The following is a 16,070-nucleotide window of genomic DNA, read 5'->3' on the forward strand; positions in this document are numbered from 1 at the left end:
CGGACGGCGGGGCAACGAAGGCGAAGCGATGACCGATGCGATGAAATGCCCTGCGTGCAGCTCCGAGCACGCCTATCAGGACCGCGGCCTCTGGGTCTGCCCGGAATGCGGCCACGAATGGAGCGGAGCGGCGGAGCTGGCTGCCGACGCGGCGCAGGAGGCCGGCGTGCGCGATGCCAACGGCAATGCGCTCACCGACGGCGACAGCGTCATCGTGATCAAGGATCTTAAGATCAAGGGCTCGTCCTCGGTGGTGAAGGGCGGCACCAAGGTACGCAACATCCGCCTCCAGGACGCCAGCGACGGCCACAACATCGCCTGCAAGATCGACGGCATCGGCGCCATGAACCTTAAGTCGGAGTTCGTGCGGAAGGCCTGAGCCGAGGGGTTAACCAGGCGAGGTAACTCTAATTCGCTGTTCCTGTCCCGGAACACAGAATTCATTTTGTCGATCGGGAAAAATATGCAAGGCTGTCTTTGCCGGGCTCGCCTTTGTAGTGCGTAGCAATTGTATCAACCCGGGGCTGGCTTATTTGAAGACGCGTTTGATTGCATCACACCTTGAGACTTGAATGGCCGCCCTTCGGGGCGGCCTTTCGTCTTCTGGGGCGGCCTAACGCTGCCGCTGCGCCAGGTAGAAGCCGCACAGCACCGTCACGAGGCCAGCCGTCTGCAACAGCGTCGGCGCCTCGCCGAGCAGCACCCAGCCGGTCAGCAGCGTCAGCGCCGGCACGCAGGCCGGGAACACCGCCGCGCGCGCGACGCCGAGGCGCTGCACCGAAACCGCGAACAGATAGAGCGCGGCGGGACCTGCGAGCACGCCCTGCGCCAGAGCCTGGATCGCATTCTCCCACACGCCGATCGCCGCGACATGCGCAAGGCCGACGATCGCGATGTAGAGCGGCAGCAGCAGCAGCGACAGCACGTTGATGACGAGCGCGGCCGACACCGCGGAGACGCGCCAGTGCCGCAGCGCCGCGCCGAAGCCTGCGAACATCAATCCGGTCAGCACGAAGATCAGGTCGCCCTGCACGCCCTCGGCGCCGATATGCCCGATCGATTCCGCGCCGATCACGCCGAGACCGCCGACGATGACGAGCGCGCCGATCAGCCGCGAGGCCGAGATCTTCTCCTTCAGGACGATCGCTGCGAGCAGCAGCCCGCCGAGCGTGGCGCAGGAGGGCTGGATCACGCTGCCATGGCCGAGCGGCACGAACAGGAAGCCGGTGTAGGAGATCAGCGACATCACGGGGCCGCCGAGCACCATCAGCACGAGGCCCCTGCTCCAGCCGATGCCGCAGAGGTCGGAGATTCCGGCGCGCAGCACCAGCGGCAGGAACGCGATCCCCGACCAGACGTAGCGATGCACCAGGAGATCGACCGGCGTGAAGCCGACCTTCAGCCCGTGCCGCGTGCCGGCAAAGCCGAGCGCCCAGAACAGCGCCGCCGACAGGCCGCAGACGACGCCGAGAAGCGCCGGTGCAGAATCGTTCTTGTGAATGAGAGCGTCAGCGCCGCTCGTCCGCTGATCCATGGATCAAGCCTTATGTCAGGGCGCGCATCGCCTCAACCCACGCCGCCGCAGGGCTGGCACGCGGGCTCATGCCCCCTCCCCGAACACCATCCGCCATCCCTTGCGCGTGTCCATGTATTCCCTGACCTCGCGGATCCGGTCGCCCGCCACCGTGAACACGAAACAATAATCGTTCTCGTATGGCTTGCCGCCGGGCAGCGTCGCGCGCATCCGCTCCTCCACGATCACGACATCGCCGTCGGCATGGACGCCGCGGAAGGCGATGTCGATCTCGGAAAACAGCCTGTGCATCTCCTGTGCGATGAAGCGCGCGATCTGCGTTGCTCCGACCATGTGATCGGTGTGATCGAGCGCGACCGCGGTGGCGTTGCCCTTCGGCGCGATCCATTCGGCATCGTCCGTGAACAGCGCGGCGATGCGCGCGGCATCGCGCGACGAAAAGGTCTTCCAGGCGTTAAGTACGATATCCCTCGGGCTGGTCACGGCAGGCTCTCCGGTTGCGTTGGATTGAGAGCCGCGTTCTAGGCTGCGATGCGAATTGCGGCTCGCCGCATTCGGACTCGGTCATCCCGCGGCTCTTCCGCATCCCCGGCTCTGCGCTATCATCAGGCCATGCTGAGCTTCGAGACTTGCAACGCCGCCCGCCTGCGCCGCGATCCCCGCTATGACGGTCGCTTCTTCACCGCGGTGAGGACGACCGGCATCTATTGCCGCCCGGTGTGTCCGGCCAAGCAACCGCTGACGCGCAACGTCGCCTATTATCCGACCGCTGCGGCGGCGGAGGCTGCGGGCTTCCGGCCCTGCCTGCGCTGCCGTCCCGAGACCGCGCCGTTCTGCCCGGCCTGGAACGGCACGCGCTCGACCGTGGCGCGCGCGGTGAAGCTGATCAACGGCGGCGCGCTCGATGAATGCTCGGTGGTGACGCTCGCAACGCGCCTCGGCATCTCCTCGCGGCATCTGGCGCGGCTGTTCGAGCGGCATGTCGGCGCGAGCCCGCAGCAGCTCGCCAAGACGCTGCGCGTCCAGCGCGCCAAGCGCCTGCTCGATGCCGGCGATCACAACATGACGGAGATCGCGTTCCAGGCCGGTTTCGGCAGCCTGCGCCGTTTCAACGCCGCCTTCGCCGAGCTCTACGGCCGATCGCCGTCGAGCCTGCGCGCGAGACGCGCATAGTCCTCAGAAGAATCCGGGGCTGAGATCGAGGCCGTAGGTCAGGCTGAGCACGAACACGAACAGCGCGGCGGCGGCGAACAATGCGAGATGCCTGACGATGAATTCACGCGGCGACGTAGTGGCAACAACGGCTTTTTGTGCAACGGGCATGACGGCTCCGGTTATGATTCCAGAATTGGCCGCTCAATATGCGGCCCGCGCATCAGGCGCCGCGATCTGCAAAACAACTATTAAGAGGATCACACTCGTCTTGAACGGCCGTACATAACGCGCAGCGTTCGCGATTCTTTTTTGCTTCCGGATTCTCGTTCCGCGCACACAAGGAAAAACCGCGCTCCGAATGGGAACGCGGTTCGAGAATGACGCGAATTCGCAAGCGGCGAATTCACGCCAACGTTCGGTATCGCTGGCTTAGCGGGCCGAGCCCACGGTCGCGGTCTTCACCTTGCGCGGGGCGAGGACGCTGGCCTGCAGCGCGGTCACGCTGGTGGCGGGCGCCGAGACCTGCTGCTCGACATGGGCGGCACCGAGCACGCGGACCTGCAGGGGCGATGCCGGAATGCCGTTGGCCTCATAGGCCGGCAGCTCGGCGGCGAAGGCGGCAGTCGAGCCCGCGATGACGAGGGCGGCTGCGATCGACAAAGTCTTCTTGTTCATTGGTGATGCTCCAGAAGGAAGGTTCGGAGCACATCTAAGCCTGATTTGCTGCATTGCGATATGCACTACCGCAACGCAACATCGCGCCCCGCGCATGGCGATATGTTTAACGCGCCCAAGGTCTTGGCTGGATTCCCTGATTCCGGGCGGGTCAGCCGCCGAGAACGTTGCCCCACCCGTCGAAGACATAGGTCTTCCAGGCCACGGTTCCATCGCCCCGCAACCGGCCGGTGCGGCGATAGTCGTCGGCCTGCTCGGCGGTCCAGGTGATGATCCTGCCGGAAACACGATCGTGCAGGATGGCGGGCTCGGTGGGGTCGAAGGCGTCCATCGGACGCAGCGAGGAATGCGTGGTCATGGCCCACCCAACGCGCCGCCGCCGGCGAAGGTTGCCGCGGCGCGCAGAATTCTCCTTTACCGAATAATGAGCTCCGGAACCCCTTTGGAACCCGCGTTGCCCGCAGGCCACACTCCTCGGAAAAGCCGATTTTCGCCGATTTGCGCCATTGCGCCGCCACACGGTCCCCCGAACAATTGACGCGCTGCGTGCCTTTCTGTGCAAGACTGTTCCAACGAGACTGGTTCGAACAGAACCGTTTGGAGGCAGGGATCATGAACGATCGGCGGTCTCTTCTGGTGGCAGTCTCCTGCCCTTCGGCTGTGATGGCCGGCTGGCTCGCGCTCTCTCTCTCCGCTTACGCCCCGGCCCTGATCGAGAACAGCGGCGCCAATGCGGCCGCCGTCACGCGTGCAAAGGATCTCGGCCGTCTCGAGCTCGCCGACGTCCCGCGCGCGGTGACCACCGAGGACGGCATCGCGCTGACCGCTGAAATCGCCGCCGCTGTTGCTGCCACCCCGGTTCCGGCGCCAGTTGAGGCCGCGGCGCCTGAGGTGCCTTCCATCAAGCTTGCTTCCGCCGATCCGGCCGAGATCCTGCCGGCCGAGCCGCCGCGCACGCCGCAACTGCTCCCTGAACCAGCGCCCGTCGCCAGCGAGGCTGCGCCGGCAGCGGAACCCGTCAAGCCCGAACCCGTCAAGCTCGCCTCCGCCGATCCCGCCGAGATCGTGACCACCGACGCCTTGTCGCCCGCGTCCCTCGCGACCGGGCCGGCGCCCGCGGTGAGCAAGGCCTCGCCCCCCGCCGACACCGTTGCCGTACTCGACGAGTGCTTCATCGTGGACGCCTGCATCGACCGCTATCTCTGGGCGCTCTATCAACGCACGCCGAAGGAGGACTCGATCAAGGTGCAGGAGCGCCGCGCCGTTACCATCAAGCGCAGGGGCAAGATGGTGACCGTGATGCGCAGCTTCACCAAGCTGGTCGACGAGGATTTCGGCTGGAAGGACCCGAAGGCCGCCGAGCACGCCAACATGTCGATGATGGACTACGTCATCGGCGGCATGGACAAGAGCTTCAAGCGCAAGCTGTTCCGCACCCTGCTCGCCGCCGAGGCTGCAGGCCTTTCGCCGGGCATCACCAGCGCGTTCCGCGACGACTATCGCCAGTCGATCGCGAGCGGTCTGAAAGCGGCGTCCGATCGCTCCTATCACGGCGGCAGCACGCGCGGCGGTTATGGCCACGGCATGGCCGCGGACATCGTCTCTACCGCCGGCAACAACCGCGCGCAGCGCTGGGTCTCGACCGAAGTGCTTTGGAAGTGGGTAGACGCGAACGGCAAGGCGCTCGGCATCGGCCGGCCCTATCTCGGCCGCGATCCGCCGCATGTCGGCCCGATCGACGGCGCGGAATACGTCTCCAAGCGCGGCACCTCCGATCGCAAGGACGTCGCCAGCGCCAAGCCGAAGAAGCCGCGGGCGGTTGCCAGCAGCAAGCCCCCAAAAGCGCAGGCCGCGCGCGAGCAGAAGAGTTCGGCCAGGCCGCAGAAATCGGCGCAGTCGACCAGCAAGCGCGCCACCTGACCGGTTACGGCTTGCGTCCCGCCGTCGGTAGCGGCACGAGCCGCATCTCGGCCGTACCGGCCTCTTGCGTACGCACCAGCACGGCAAAGATGGTCTCGACCGCGAGCCGCACCGCCGCCTCCATCGCCGCACCCTTGGCCAGATGCGCCGCGATCAGGCCGGTAAGCAGATCACCAGTCCCATAGGGTCGGATCGGCAGGCGTGGCGTCGCAAAGCGCGACAGCAGGCCGTCCGCGCACAGGATCGTCTCCACCTGCCCGTCAGGCGTGTCGGAGAGCGTGCAGCCGGTCGCAACGACGTCGATGCGGCCCTCGCCCGCGAGCGCCGAGCAAGCCGCGCGCAGCCCCTGCGTATCCGCAATCTTGATGCCGGACAGCAGCTCGAGCTCGAACTGGTTCGGCGTCGTCAGGTTCGCGGCCGGCAGCAGGCGGTGCCGCACCACGTCCAGGATGCCGTCGGCAACGTAGACGCGGCCGTCATCGCCGATCACGGGATCGCAGAGATAGACGAGCTTCGAATTCCGCGTCAGCGACCGCTCGACGAAATCGGCGACGACAGCCGCATTGCCGGGCGAGCCGAGATAGCCGGTGACCAGCACCGCAGCCTCGTCGACGAGGTCGCGCTCCTCGACGCCCCTGAGCAGATCGGCCACGAGCTCGGTCTCCAGCACCCGCCCGCGCAGGCTCGGATAGCGCGGATGGTTCGACAGCAGCGTCGTCGGCACCGCCGCGACGTTCACGCCCTCCGCCTGCATCGCATAGGCGGCCGCGCTGTTGCCGACATGGCCGTGGACCACCTGGCTTTGAATGGAGATGACGAGCATGGGGAGGTCCGTAAGGTCAATCGCGGCGCAAGGCAAGCATAGCGCGCTATCCTGGCTACGGGACCTCGTAATTGAGTCCCGGCCGCAATGCCTGCATCTTCCGCGCCAGCCGCCGGTGCCCGCTCTCCTCCGAGCGCGCAAGGCGGCCCGCGACTGCGACGTGATCCGCATCGCTCTTGTGCTGGTTGAGCTTGGCTTGCCCCTCGACGCTATCGACCATGAGATCGATGACTCGGATCGCCGCCAGCATGCTCTCGCGCTTGCCCGGCTCCATCTGCGCGAGGTCCCATGGCGGCTTCGGCAGCCGCGCCTCGGCGACCGCGAGCAGCGCATCGCCATGGCCGCGGTTCTGGTCCATGTCCCTGAGATGAGCGACGCCCGACAGATGCACGGCGTCGTAGAGCCAGGTCGAGACGTTGTCGCGCGAGGCGTACCAGTCATTGGAGATGTAAGCATCGTCGCCGGCGACGATCAGCAGAAAGCGCCGCGAGCCGTCGGCGAGCGGCACCAATGGATTCTTGGCTGTGAGATGGATCTGCACCATGGCGCGGCCGTCGCGTTCGCCCAGCACGAACGGCACATGCGAGGCGCGCGGCCCGCGCTCGTCCGCCGCCACGATCGTGCCGAAGCCGCGTTGGCCGGCGAATTCCAGTGCGCGCTGCTCCTCGATATGAAACTGGGGCCGAAGAACATGCATGCGCGGCGCTCGATGGCTGGACGATGGACGGATTGAAGCTAGCGCATCATGCGCCGGAATCGGAACGATATCGGCCTGCAAAGGCGGATGTCAGGAATGTTTCCGGCGCCGCGCAAGCGCACCGAGATAGGCGCAGAGCATGTCGGCCAGCCCGTCGGCATGGCGAGCGATCTCCGCCTCGCTGCGCGGCGTCTCCGAAAACCGCTTGCCGACCTCGCTCAGCGTCGTCGTGATCAGCTCGGAGGCTAGGACGCGCGTGGCATCCGGGGCTCTCGGCAGTGCCTCCCGCATGAAGGCCGCGACGATCCCCTTGCCGGCTGCCCGGGCCTCCTGCGCCTCGGGCGCATCGCGGTAAAGCGGCGCAGCGTCGTCGAGCGCGGTGCGGATCGCAGCCTCCTCGCATTCGGAGCGGACGAAGGCATGAACCAGCGCGCGCAGCCGCGCCGGCGGCGGCCTGGCACCATCAGCGAGAATTCCGCGCAGCATATCGCTGGTGCGCCGCCATTCGTCGCTTTGAAGGCGGAACAGGATCGCCGCCTTGTTCGGAAAATATTGATAGAGCGATCCGACGCTCACCCCGGCCCGCTCGGCGACGCGCGCGGTGGTGAAGCGCTGCGCGCCCTCCTTCGCCAGGACCTGAATAGCCGCGTCGAGAATGGCCGCAACCAGCTCGGTGGAGCGCGCCTGCTGCGGCTGTTTTCGTGAGGAAACTGAACGGCTTCGACGGTCGGCCATGGCGTCCCCGGGGGATGTGAAGGGAATGCGAATAGGAAATGCGACGAATTAGTCGTATTTCAGAATCCGCGCAAGCCCGCGCTTCTTCGCGACCGCTTGTAGACTTCTTGGAGACCTCACATGACCACCCCGACCATCACATCGCTTGCGCCGCTGCTGGAGCGCCTCTTTGACGAAGCCGAGGCTGCGAATGGCGCAATCCACGCCGCAATCGCCGACCTGTCCGACGCCGAGCGGGCACGGATGATGCGGAGCAAGACCGCTTACCGCGATCTCTATGGGCGCCTGAAGGACGTCCCGCTCGCGGTCTCGCGCGAGACCGGCCTGCTGCTCTACATGCTGGCGCGCAGCTCCCGCGCCAAAGCGATTGTCGAGTTCGGCACCTCGTTCGGCATTTCGACCCTGCATCTTGCCGCAGGCTTGCGCGACAATGGCGGCGGCCGTCTCATCACCAGCGAGTTCGAGCCGTCCAAGGCGGCACGGGCGCGCGACAACCTCTCGGCAGCCGGGTTGATCGATCTCGTCGACATCCGCGAGGGAGACGCGCTGAAGACGCTGAGCACGGATCTGCCCGATACGGTCGATCTCGTGCTGCTCGACGGTGCCAAGGCGCTCTACCCCGAGATCCTCGATCTGGTCGAAGGCCATCTCCGTCCAGGCGCGATTATCGTCGCCGACAACGCCGACGACAGCCCCGACTATCTGGCGCGGGTGCGGGCGCCCGGCAGCGGCTACATGTCGACGCCCTTTGCCGAAGACGTCGAACTCTCTGTCCGAATCAGCTAGCGCGGCATTGGAACCTGCGACAATCGAAGCCGCCGTGCGATTCATCGCATGGCGGCTTCCTGCTGCGGTCCGGCCTGTCGCAGGCTCGTCACCGATACGTGATAGCAGCGTCTGGCAAAGGCCATGTTCGGCGTGCTAAACATACCTACCGCGCGGTATCTTTCGCGCCTATATGAGCTTGCCATGACGTCCGCCTTCAACGCCTACGCCGCGCTCGCCCTCGCCATCGTGCTCGAGGTCACCGCATCCGCCTTCCTGCAGCAATCCGCGCAGTTCACGCGGCCGTGGCCGACGCTCGCCATGGTGCTGTTCTATGTCGCCTCGTTCTATGCGCTGTCGGTCGCGATCCGGGTCATTCCCCTCAGCATCGCCTATGCGATCTGGGGCGGGGTCGGCATCATCCTGACGGCGACCGTCTCCTTCGTGCTGTTTCGCCAGATGCTGGATGCGGCAGCGTTCGTCGGCATCGGCTTGATCGTGTCGGGGGTCGTGGTCATCAACCTGTTCTCGCAGACGACGGCGCATTGATGCCGGCGAGCGCCTATACCCGCGCCAAGCAGCCCGAGCAGGTGCGGCGCGCCCTGCTCGACCACGCCGCGGCCATTGCCATGGACCACGGCGTCTCCGGCGTCACGGTGCAGGCCGTGGCGGCGGCGGCCGGCGTCACCAAGGGCGGACTGTTTCATCACTTCGGCAGCAAGCAGGCCCTGATCGAGGGCCTGTTCGCCGATCTGCTCGGCCGCGTCGATGCCGAGATCGACGCCGCCATCGAGGCCGATCCAAAGCCGCGCGGCAGCTTCACGCGGGCCTATGTCAACGCCGTGTTCACCGGCAAGGCTTTCGGCTTTACGACGCCCTGGGCGGCGCTCAGTATGGTCGTCGTCACCGATCCGTCATTGCGGCAGCTCTGGAACGACTGGATCAAGGCCCGGCTCAAGCGCCACCGCGCAACCGACGCGACGCCCGAGCTTCATGTCGTCCGCCTCGCCGCCGACGGAGCCTGGCTGACCTTCGTCACGACGGGACAGACGCGCATGAGCGCCGAGCTGCGCACCGTGCACGACCGGCTGATCGCGCAGACCTATCGGCGCGGTAGCTGACCGCCGCTCCGTAGCCCGGATGAAGCGAAGCGCAATCCGGGGCAACTGCCGCCGCGGCCAGAGATGTCCCGGATTTTGCTGCGCTCCATCCGGGTTACGAGCTCTACGAACTACGGCGCCGTTCTGATCTTCGCGCGCAGCGATGCCGGCTCCACGATTCCCGGCAGGAAGCTGAAATTCGCCGAGGTCTTGCCATCGACCAGCGTCGCGAAATTGTGGCAGCTGACGCATGAGCCCGGACCCGCGGCCCCATTGCTCAGATAGTTCTGGATGTAGGTCTCGAGCGTCATGTTGGAGAGCATGCCCGGCACGGCGTTGGACGGAACAGGATTTGGCGGGGTCGGCGGCTCGACATTGCCGCCCCATTGCGTGCCGACCAGCATGTAATTCTGGAACACGCTCTTGAGCGACCCAAGCGCCATTCGCCATTGCGCGTTGAGCACCTCCGTCGTCGGATAGATCCGCCAGCAGCGCACCGCCTGCGGCTGCGCCGTCGCGCTCGTCGTGCTGCCCTGCGCGTACGGCTTGCGCGGATTCCAGGGAAACGCCGTCTTGGTGCCGCCGGGCGATTGCGGCGAGATATTGGTACCGAGGCCCGACGTGGTGGGGTTGAAGAACGAGAAATGCGCGCCCGGCGCCGGGCTCGCCGGTCCGCAGCTCGGCTGGTTGATCCAGTTCGTGGCCTTGTCGGTGCCGCAGCCATCCGCGACGTTGCAGGGCGCGTTCGCGAGCGGCGCGTTGTCGACATGCTCGAAGGTCGCCCATATCCATTGCGGCCGCAGCGCGGGATTGGTCTTGTCCAGCGGATTGCGCTGGAGAATGTGCATGCCGACCAGCCCTACCCGCTCGCTGCGGCAGAACGGGCGGCCGTCGCGCACGAGATCGCCGGATACCGCGAGCAGGATGTTCTGCGTGAAGAATTTCGACGGATCGTCCTTCGACGGGTCGAGGATGCGCCAGGATGCCTTGATCTCGATCGAACCGTTGGCGCCGTCGGGCACCGTGGCCGACGATGTGAACGCGGCACCTCCAGGGTTGTTCTTGATGAACTCGAGCTGGCCCGCCCTGGTCGTCAGCGTCTGCGACTTCTGGCCGCCCGGCGCCCTCAGATATTGCGCCTCGATGTCGTTGACGCGCCGCTCGAACAGCGTCCAGTTGCCGTTGATGTCGATCAGCGGCTTGTTGGTCGCCGCCTGCAGATATTCCTCATTGTTCGGCATCGGCTGGCCCTTGCCGTTCGAGCCGATATGGAAGATGGGGAGAGCCAGCGCCTGCGGGCAGCCGGCGACGACTGGCGCGTTGCCGAACAGCGACGAGACGGTCGGATAGGTCTGCCAGACCCGCCGTCCCGGCTGCGTCAAACCTTGCGCCGCCGGATCCTTGACACCGCTCGCCACCCAATTGAGCGCGACGAACATCTGCCACGACATGTTGTCGAACGGCGATTGAACGTCTTCCTTCTCGTTCTGCGGCGGCTGGCCATAAAGGCCGTTATAGCCCTGGGTTTGCGCCAGGCCCTGATCGGGACCGATATAGGCCGGCACGATGGAGCACAGTCCGCCCGTGCCATTGGCGCAGAACTTTGCCTGCGGAAGATAGGGCGGTGCTGCCGGCTGCGATTGCTGCGCCTGCGCCTGCCGATGTGGCGGCACTGCCAGCACGACCGCGGCGAACGCCAGCGACGTCAGGGCCAAAGACGTCCAATGCTTCATGGGAGGTCCTCACTGGATGCGAGCTCAACCGCCCCGTCCTCGCCCGAGCTCAAAATGAGATGTTCGACAAAATCCCGAAACCTGCCCGACAGGACATCTCGGTTGCTTTCCAGATCAAAGCTACTTTAGGTTTAATACCACCTCACGACGGATCGTACAATCATTCTATTTCTGATTGAGACGATGGGCGAGGAAACGGGACGCAGCAGATCGCCGCGACCGCGACTAGTTGCTCGTCACCGGCTTGGGCGGACGCGGCGCTGATTTGGAGGGCTTTGCACCTGGCTTGGCCGCGGCGCGCGGCGGCGGCGTATCGACGGACACCAGATACGCGGCGAGCGCCTTGGCGGAGTCGGAACTGGTGGCGTAATGGTCTTTCAGGAACCAGGACAGCGTCAGGCTGAAGCGCCCCTTGGCAAGGCCGCGCGGGCTGCGGTGGCAGGTCGCGCAGCCGTCGGCAAACAGCCGCTCGGCCGACTTGCCGGCATCGAGATTCTGCGCGAACGCGACCGTTGCCGTCAGCGCGGCGGCCGCCACGATCATCAGGGGCGCGATCAGGCCGCGCCCCGGTCGGAATAGCGATATCAACGTCATCCCCCGGAGCGTTTTCGAGCGAAGCGGATAGACCGCCTCGCGTCAAGAATACGCCTCAAACCAGAGCCTGTCGTGCGGTCAAGCCGCCAGCAACTGATCGAATTCGGGCGGCGCGTAGGCCTTGCCGTCCTGGTCGGTGATGACGACCTGCCATCCCTCGCTCGCCCACACCCTGGCCTTCGCCACAATCAGCAGCCGGCTCTCGCGGTTGAAACTGTACTTCTCATTGTCGCGTTCTGCGACCATCTTGTAGGCCAATGCGCATCCCCTTGCGTCGCCCGCACCCACATTCCCAGTGGCAGCGGGCTTTGGCGGCAATTCGCCGGGAGCGTGGCAATTTGGTGCCATCCGAGGCAGCATTGTGCTGGGCTCCGGCCGAACCACGGAGGTCGATCTTGCGCCCGATCATGAATACGATTCAGCTTGTCGCGGGCTTGCTTGGCATCGCTTTGCTTGGCATCGCTCTGGCCGGCGCGCCCGCAGCGGCGCAGACCTACGACCCCCGCTATCCCGTCTGCATCGAGGTCTACACGATCGACGGCAGCTCGATCGATTGCAGCTTCACCTCGATCGCGCAATGCGCTGCGACCGCGTCCGGTCAATCCGCGCAGTGCTATGCCAATCCCTATGCCGCGCAGGGCCGGCAGCAAGGCCTGGCCTCGTCGCCGCCGCGACGAAACCGATAGCCGGAGCGTCCGATCAGTGGACGCGGATAACGTGGGGACGGCCGAGATCGATCAGCCCCTGCACTGCCGAGAGGCGGTCGTCGAGGGCCGCGATCGTCAGCAGAAGATTGTTGCGGCGCTCGTCGAGCATTCCCATTTCAGCGCCGGAAAGTTTCGTGCTCGTCCGTTCCTTTTGGATCCCTTCGAGGGATTTGCGCAGTCCGGCAATCAGGCCGGACAGTTGCTTGGCCTCTTTGGTCATTGACCGCTTCGCGACATTTTGGCGGCGCGTCTCCGCCTGGCTCTGTCTCATCACATCCTCCCGTGCCCCGCTGCCCCGAGTGGATGCTTACATCTTTGGGTACACATCTTACGATCGATGAAATCTGCCGGCGAAGAACTTTCTTAAATTGTACGCGCAGGGAACCGGAACCGGCCGCAGTGAAAAGCCCGGCGCGAAGGCCGGGCTTTTCTTGGGATCTTAGTGCTTCTCGTGGCCGCCGCCGGGGCCACCAGCGGGCGCGCCACCACCGCGCGGCGCGGCATTCATGTGCGGAGCGCCGCCGCCACCACCGTGCGGCATCGCAGGCGCGGCGGCACGCGGCGCCGGCATCTGCGCGCGGGCGTTCATCGGCGAGCCGTGGCTCACATTGGGCTGCGCAACATGCGGCATCGCAGGCCGTGCGGCAGGTGCAGCGGACACGCGCGGTGCTTCATGCGCACGTGCCATCGGCGGCGCATGCGCGGCCGCGCGGTTCGCAGGCTGCTCGCGCATCATCCGTGCCTGGGCATCGCGCGGATTGCGGATCTGCGCATTGGTCCGCTCATGAGCGATGCGCTCGCTCCGGCCCGCACGGGTCCGGTCGGCTGCAACAGCAGCATCGCGCTTGGTGATCGCTGCGTCACGCTTCGTGATCGCTGCGTCGCGTTTCGCGATCGCTGCGTCGCGTTTGGTGGTCACAGCATCACGGTTCGTGATCGCTGCATCACGTCCGGAGATCGCAGCGGGACCCTTGCCACGCACGCCTTCGCGGCCCAGCGCGATCGCCGCATCACGCGTCGCCGCGCGGCCGATACGGGCCGCACGCGGATCAATCGTCATCCGCGTCGCGACGTTCTGATGCGAGGTCCAGTAATTATTCCAGTAGGCGTGGCGGCGATACCAGGGCCGTCCCTCGTAATAGCTCGACCAGTACGAAGTCAGCACGAAGGGGACGACGGGCACGTCGATCTCGTCGACATAGTCCGGGAGATAGACGTAGTGATTGCGGTAGAGGTATTCGAGATATTGCGACGACACCCAGCCGCGATCATCAGAGAAGCTCACGTCGCACCAGGCATTGCCGCGCAGGCAGCCATGGATGTTGACGCGGGCGCCTTCGGGGATGCGATCGACCATTGGAAACCCCGAACCCGGTCCGGCGCGCAGGCCGGTCGAGACGGTGACGATGCCCGGCGCGGCCAGTGCGGCCGTCGGGGCGAGCAGCAATGCTGCAACCAGAACGCTTTTGAGTCTCATTGTGTGTTCCTCCTCTGCGAGTCGGAACGCGCAGGCGGAACGAGCGTTCCGCGTGCAGAGGTCGCATCCGTCGAAAGATTGAGATGCAACCCGCACACGGTTCAATATTCATTCGCCGTTCATCGGCGCGGCGCGCAGAAGCACTGCGAGCGCGTCAATTCGCCGGCTGCATGAAGCCGTCGAAATACGACGCAAGCGCAGCAAACTCGCCAATCGGCAGCACGCATGCGACGTACTGATCCGGCCGCACCACGACCACGCAGCCGGCGGCGCGATCGATGCCGCGCATCGCAAAGACGTCGTCGCCGCCCTTGAGGTCCGGACAGAACATCTTCTCGTAGTCGATGAGGCCATAGCGGCCCTTGCGCGGCAGCAGCAGCGCGGGCATCGCCTCGACGGCGAGCGCGCGATGATCCTGCTGGAAGACCGCGCGCAGATCGATCACGCTGTCGATGTCGGCGCCGGCGGGCGTGTAGCGCCGGAGCGGCGATCCCCTCGCCTCGCTGAGGAAATCGCACAGCGCGCGGATGGCCGAGCCCGAGGCAGCAGGATCTTCCGCCGGCGCGAACGCGTAGATGCGGAAGCGGCCATCGGCCTGCGATGAGTGGCCGAGATGGACCGGCTTGGCATCCCCGAGCCGGATGACCGGCGCGGAATGGAAGCGCTTGCCGATGACGAAGCCTTCGGCGAGATGCTGATGAGTCGTCACACCGGTAAGCAGCGATGGCTTATAGTGCGTCGCCGTGCCCGCGGTGTAGCGGCCGTGCCGGACGAAATAGTCCTGCGTCCTCGCCGCATCGGCGCCACCGGCCTTGGCGGCCGACGCCAATATCCCCGCCCACTCCCGATCGAAATCGATCAGCTCCTTCGCGACCGCCTGGCGCTCCGCCGAATAGGAATGCAGAAGGCTCGGCGCGCACCGCCCCCGCAGCACGGCCGCGAGCTTCCAGCCGAGATTGAAGGCGTCCTGCATCGAGACGTTCATGCCCTGCCCGGCCTTCGGGCTGTGGGTGTGGCAGGCATCGCCGGCGATGAAGATGCGCGGCTGGCGCGAGACGATCTCGGCTTCCGGCACATCGTCGAACTTGTCGGTCAGTCGCTGCCCGATCTCGTAGACCGACCACCAGGCGATCTCCTTCACGTCGAGCGTATGCGGCTTCAGTATCCGCTGCGCCTTCGCGATCACGTCGTCGGCGGTGATATTGCGATTGGCGACGCGCTCACCGACATCGAGCTTGGCGAGCTCGACATAGATGCGGACCATGTAGCCGCCTTCGCGGGGAATGATCAGCAGGCTGCCGTCCTTCGCCGACTGGATCAGGGCCTTGAAGCGGATATCGGGAAAATCGGTCACCGCCAGCACGTCCATCACGCCCCAGGCGTGGTTGGCGGAATCGCCATGCAGCTCGCGGCCGATCGATTTGCGCACCGTGCTGCGCGCGCCGTCGCAGCCGACGACGTAGCGCGCCTTGATCGTCTCGACCTTGCCCTCGTGTCCGGCATCGACGCGATCGAGCCGCACAGTCACGGCATGGTCGGAAGGGCCTGCGGCCGGATCGACCTGGAGGTCCAGCAGGCGGCGGCTGTAATAGGGCTCGAGCTTGGCAGGCGCCTTGCGCATGACGTCGAGAAAGCCGTCATGGATGCGCGCCTGGTTGAGGATGACATGCGGGAATTCGGACAGCCCGTCCTCGACGTCCTGCACCCGGCCGCTGCGCACGATCCTGTCCGGCGCCGCTTCGTCCGGCTTCCAGAACGTCGTCTCGTTGACCCAATAGGCCTCCTTCAGCACGCGCTCGCTGAAGCCATAGGCGTGAAACATCTCCATGGTGCGGCAGGCGATGCCGTCGGCCTGCCCGACCTGCAGCCGGCCCGGCTTCTGCTCGACGATGCAGGTCTTGATGTCGCCGAACTGCGCGAGCTGTGCCGCGTGCGTGAGGCCCGCGGGCCCGCAACCGACGATGAGGACATCGACCTCGGCCGGGACAGTGCCCGCCGCGCCGGAAGCCTGAACGCGCTCCGCGGGATCGGCGATCTCGGGGTCGCCGGGCTGAAATCCATTCAGATGGAATTGCATGAGCACCTCTCCCGTCAACGTCTTCTTCGATATTGCTCAGTATGCTGACTATCAGTATACTTGTCAATAATTCCCGCC

Annotated in this window: 21 protein-coding genes; 7 read left to right on the top strand and 14 right to left on the bottom strand. The window is 65.7% G+C overall.

The window, feature by feature from the left end; genetic code table 11:
• Positions 1–28 precede the first annotated feature (28 nt).
• Positions 29–379 carry a zinc ribbon domain-containing protein YjdM gene (locus tag A7X65_RS08510; RefSeq protein ID WP_063683812.1) on the top strand — a complete coding sequence of 117 codons (351 nt, stop codon included), beginning with the start codon at positions 29–31 and terminating at the stop codon, positions 377–379.
• A gap of 234 nt (positions 380–613) precedes the next feature.
• Here A7X65_RS08510 and A7X65_RS08515 read toward each other — a convergent pair whose 3' ends face one another.
• Positions 614–1,534 carry a DMT family transporter gene (locus tag A7X65_RS08515; RefSeq protein WP_063683813.1) on the bottom strand — a complete coding sequence of 307 codons (921 nt, stop codon included), beginning with the start codon at positions 1,532–1,534 and terminating at the stop codon, positions 614–616.
• Between the two features lie 66 nt (positions 1,535–1,600).
• Positions 1,601–2,017 (bottom strand): nuclear transport factor 2 family protein, encoded by a 417-nt coding sequence (locus A7X65_RS08520; RefSeq protein ID WP_063683814.1) that lies wholly within the window; start codon positions 2,015–2,017, stop codon positions 1,601–1,603.
• A gap of 129 nt (positions 2,018–2,146) precedes the next feature.
• On the opposite strand from A7X65_RS08520, the gene A7X65_RS08525 reads away from it, so the two are divergent.
• Positions 2,147–2,707 (top strand): bifunctional transcriptional activator/DNA repair enzyme AdaA, encoded by a 561-nt coding sequence (locus tag A7X65_RS08525; RefSeq protein WP_063683815.1) that lies wholly within the window; start codon positions 2,147–2,149, stop codon positions 2,705–2,707.
• Positions 2,708–2,710: 3 nt separating this feature from the next.
• On the opposite strand, the gene A7X65_RS42570 is transcribed toward A7X65_RS08525, so the two are convergent.
• From A7X65_RS42570 to A7X65_RS08535, 3 genes are all read right to left on the bottom strand, one after another.
• Entirely contained in the window at positions 2,711–2,857 is a 147-nt protein-coding gene (locus A7X65_RS42570) for a hypothetical protein (protein ID WP_167358219.1), read from the bottom strand.
• A 261-nt stretch (positions 2,858–3,118) separates the two neighbouring features.
• The gene (locus A7X65_RS08530; protein ID WP_063683816.1) at positions 3,119–3,364 is read right to left on the bottom strand and encodes a hypothetical protein; all 246 of its coding nucleotides are present in this window, start codon (positions 3,362–3,364) and stop codon (positions 3,119–3,121) included.
• Between the two features lie 151 nt (positions 3,365–3,515).
• The gene (locus tag A7X65_RS08535) at positions 3,516–3,722 is read right to left on the bottom strand and encodes a hypothetical protein (RefSeq protein WP_063683817.1); all 207 of its coding nucleotides are present in this window, start codon (positions 3,720–3,722) and stop codon (positions 3,516–3,518) included.
• Positions 3,723–3,976: 254 nt separating this feature from the next.
• Here A7X65_RS08535 and A7X65_RS08540 point away from each other — a divergent pair, with 254 nt between their 5' ends.
• Positions 3,977–5,284, top strand: coding sequence for a hypothetical protein (locus tag A7X65_RS08540; RefSeq protein ID WP_063683818.1), 1,308 nt, complete (start codon positions 3,977–3,979; stop codon positions 5,282–5,284).
• Positions 5,285–5,288: 4 nt separating this feature from the next.
• On the opposite strand, the gene pdxY is transcribed toward A7X65_RS08540, so the two are convergent.
• The 3 genes from pdxY to A7X65_RS08555 form a co-directional block, all read right to left on the bottom strand.
• Positions 5,289–6,107, bottom strand: coding sequence for a pyridoxal kinase (gene pdxY / locus A7X65_RS08545; RefSeq protein ID WP_063683819.1), 819 nt, complete (start codon positions 6,105–6,107; stop codon positions 5,289–5,291).
• 55 nt (positions 6,108–6,162) lie between these two features.
• Positions 6,163–6,804 carry an FMN-binding negative transcriptional regulator gene (locus A7X65_RS08550; protein ID WP_063683821.1) on the bottom strand — a complete coding sequence of 214 codons (642 nt, stop codon included), beginning with the start codon at positions 6,802–6,804 and terminating at the stop codon, positions 6,163–6,165.
• Positions 6,805–6,894: 90 nt separating this feature from the next.
• Positions 6,895–7,539 (bottom strand): TetR/AcrR family transcriptional regulator, encoded by a 645-nt coding sequence (locus A7X65_RS08555; RefSeq protein ID WP_063683823.1) that lies wholly within the window; start codon positions 7,537–7,539, stop codon positions 6,895–6,897.
• A 120-nt stretch (positions 7,540–7,659) separates the two neighbouring features.
• Here A7X65_RS08555 and A7X65_RS08560 point away from each other — a divergent pair, with 120 nt between their 5' ends.
• From A7X65_RS08560 to A7X65_RS08570, 3 genes are all read left to right on the top strand, one after another.
• Positions 7,660–8,325, top strand: coding sequence for an O-methyltransferase (locus A7X65_RS08560; protein ID WP_063683825.1), 666 nt, complete (start codon positions 7,660–7,662; stop codon positions 8,323–8,325).
• Between the two features lie 183 nt (positions 8,326–8,508).
• Positions 8,509–8,853, top strand: a complete 345-nt coding sequence (locus A7X65_RS08565) for a DMT family transporter (RefSeq protein ID WP_063683827.1) — start codon at positions 8,509–8,511, stop codon at positions 8,851–8,853.
• The gene (locus tag A7X65_RS08570; RefSeq protein ID WP_063683829.1) at positions 8,853–9,425 is read left to right on the top strand and encodes a TetR/AcrR family transcriptional regulator; all 573 of its coding nucleotides are present in this window, start codon (positions 8,853–8,855) and stop codon (positions 9,423–9,425) included. Before A7X65_RS08565 ends, A7X65_RS08570 begins: the two co-directional genes overlap by 1 nt.
• Before the next feature lie 110 nt (positions 9,426–9,535).
• On the opposite strand, the gene A7X65_RS08575 is transcribed toward A7X65_RS08570, so the two are convergent.
• The 3 genes from A7X65_RS08575 to A7X65_RS08585 form a co-directional block, all read right to left on the bottom strand.
• A complete protein-coding gene (locus A7X65_RS08575) occupies positions 9,536–11,137 on the bottom strand; it encodes a hypothetical protein (RefSeq protein ID WP_156527700.1) in 1,602 nt (533 codons plus the stop codon).
• A 225-nt stretch (positions 11,138–11,362) separates the two neighbouring features.
• Positions 11,363–11,680 (bottom strand): hypothetical protein, encoded by a 318-nt coding sequence (locus A7X65_RS08580; RefSeq protein ID WP_063684876.1) that lies wholly within the window; start codon positions 11,678–11,680, stop codon positions 11,363–11,365.
• Positions 11,681–11,809: 129 nt separating this feature from the next.
• Positions 11,810–11,989, bottom strand: coding sequence for a hypothetical protein (locus A7X65_RS08585; protein WP_063683832.1), 180 nt, complete (start codon positions 11,987–11,989; stop codon positions 11,810–11,812).
• A 137-nt stretch (positions 11,990–12,126) separates the two neighbouring features.
• Between A7X65_RS08585 and A7X65_RS08590 the strand changes: the two genes are divergently transcribed.
• On the top strand, positions 12,127–12,417 hold the full coding sequence (locus A7X65_RS08590) for a DUF3551 domain-containing protein (RefSeq protein WP_082884862.1): 291 nt from the start codon (positions 12,127–12,129) through the stop codon (positions 12,415–12,417).
• Between the two features lie 13 nt (positions 12,418–12,430).
• Here A7X65_RS08590 and A7X65_RS08595 read toward each other — a convergent pair whose 3' ends face one another.
• From A7X65_RS08595 to A7X65_RS08605, 3 genes are all read right to left on the bottom strand, one after another.
• Positions 12,431–12,709: a hypothetical protein gene (locus A7X65_RS08595; protein ID WP_063683834.1), complete on the bottom strand. Its 279-nt coding sequence runs from the start codon at positions 12,707–12,709 to the stop codon at positions 12,431–12,433.
• 168 nt (positions 12,710–12,877) lie between these two features.
• On the bottom strand, positions 12,878–13,915 hold the full coding sequence (locus tag A7X65_RS08600; RefSeq protein ID WP_063683836.1) for an SH3 domain-containing protein: 1,038 nt from the start codon (positions 13,913–13,915) through the stop codon (positions 12,878–12,880).
• A gap of 154 nt (positions 13,916–14,069) precedes the next feature.
• A complete protein-coding gene (locus A7X65_RS08605) occupies positions 14,070–15,992 on the bottom strand; it encodes an FAD-binding monooxygenase (RefSeq protein ID WP_063683838.1) in 1,923 nt (640 codons plus the stop codon).
• Positions 15,993–16,070 lie beyond the last annotated feature (78 nt).

Source organism: Bradyrhizobium stylosanthis (genome assembly GCF_001641335.1).
Lineage (GTDB): Bacteria > Pseudomonadota > Alphaproteobacteria > Rhizobiales > Xanthobacteraceae > Bradyrhizobium > Bradyrhizobium stylosanthis.

Excerpts from the sequence above, each read along its gene's own strand:
- A7X65_RS08510 (WP_063683812.1), top strand. The coding sequence starts at position 29 with ATGACCGATGCGATGAAATGCCCTGCGTGCAGCTCCGAGCACGCCTAT.
- A7X65_RS08515 (WP_063683813.1), bottom strand. The coding sequence starts at position 1,534 with ATGGATCAGCGGACGAGCGGCGCTGACGCTCTCATTCACAAGAACGAT.
- A7X65_RS08525 (WP_063683815.1), top strand. The coding sequence starts at position 2,147 with ATGCTGAGCTTCGAGACTTGCAACGCCGCCCGCCTGCGCCGCGATCCC.
- A7X65_RS42570 (WP_167358219.1), bottom strand. The coding sequence starts at position 2,857 with ATGCCCGTTGCACAAAAAGCCGTTGTTGCCACTACGTCGCCGCGTGAA.
- A7X65_RS08530 (WP_063683816.1), bottom strand. The coding sequence starts at position 3,364 with ATGAACAAGAAGACTTTGTCGATCGCAGCCGCCCTCGTCATCGCGGGC.
- A7X65_RS08535 (WP_063683817.1), bottom strand. The coding sequence starts at position 3,722 with ATGACCACGCATTCCTCGCTGCGTCCGATGGACGCCTTCGACCCCACC.
- A7X65_RS08540 (WP_063683818.1), top strand. The coding sequence starts at position 3,977 with ATGAACGATCGGCGGTCTCTTCTGGTGGCAGTCTCCTGCCCTTCGGCT.
- pdxY (WP_063683819.1), bottom strand. The coding sequence starts at position 6,107 with ATGCTCGTCATCTCCATTCAAAGCCAGGTGGTCCACGGCCATGTCGGC.
- A7X65_RS08550 (WP_063683821.1), bottom strand. The coding sequence starts at position 6,804 with ATGCATGTTCTTCGGCCCCAGTTTCATATCGAGGAGCAGCGCGCACTG.
- A7X65_RS08555 (WP_063683823.1), bottom strand. The coding sequence starts at position 7,539 with ATGGCCGACCGTCGAAGCCGTTCAGTTTCCTCACGAAAACAGCCGCAG.
- A7X65_RS08560 (WP_063683825.1), top strand. The coding sequence starts at position 7,660 with ATGACCACCCCGACCATCACATCGCTTGCGCCGCTGCTGGAGCGCCTC.
- A7X65_RS08565 (WP_063683827.1), top strand. The coding sequence starts at position 8,509 with ATGACGTCCGCCTTCAACGCCTACGCCGCGCTCGCCCTCGCCATCGTG.
- A7X65_RS08570 (WP_063683829.1), top strand. The coding sequence starts at position 8,853 with ATGCCGGCGAGCGCCTATACCCGCGCCAAGCAGCCCGAGCAGGTGCGG.
- A7X65_RS08575 (WP_156527700.1), bottom strand. The coding sequence starts at position 11,137 with ATGAAGCATTGGACGTCTTTGGCCCTGACGTCGCTGGCGTTCGCCGCG.
- A7X65_RS08580 (WP_063684876.1), bottom strand. The coding sequence starts at position 11,680 with ATGATCGTGGCGGCCGCCGCGCTGACGGCAACGGTCGCGTTCGCGCAG.
- A7X65_RS08595 (WP_063683834.1), bottom strand. The coding sequence starts at position 12,709 with ATGAGACAGAGCCAGGCGGAGACGCGCCGCCAAAATGTCGCGAAGCGG.
- A7X65_RS08600 (WP_063683836.1), bottom strand. The coding sequence starts at position 13,915 with ATGAGACTCAAAAGCGTTCTGGTTGCAGCATTGCTGCTCGCCCCGACG.
- A7X65_RS08605 (WP_063683838.1), bottom strand. The coding sequence starts at position 15,992 with ATGCAATTCCATCTGAATGGATTTCAGCCCGGCGACCCCGAGATCGCC.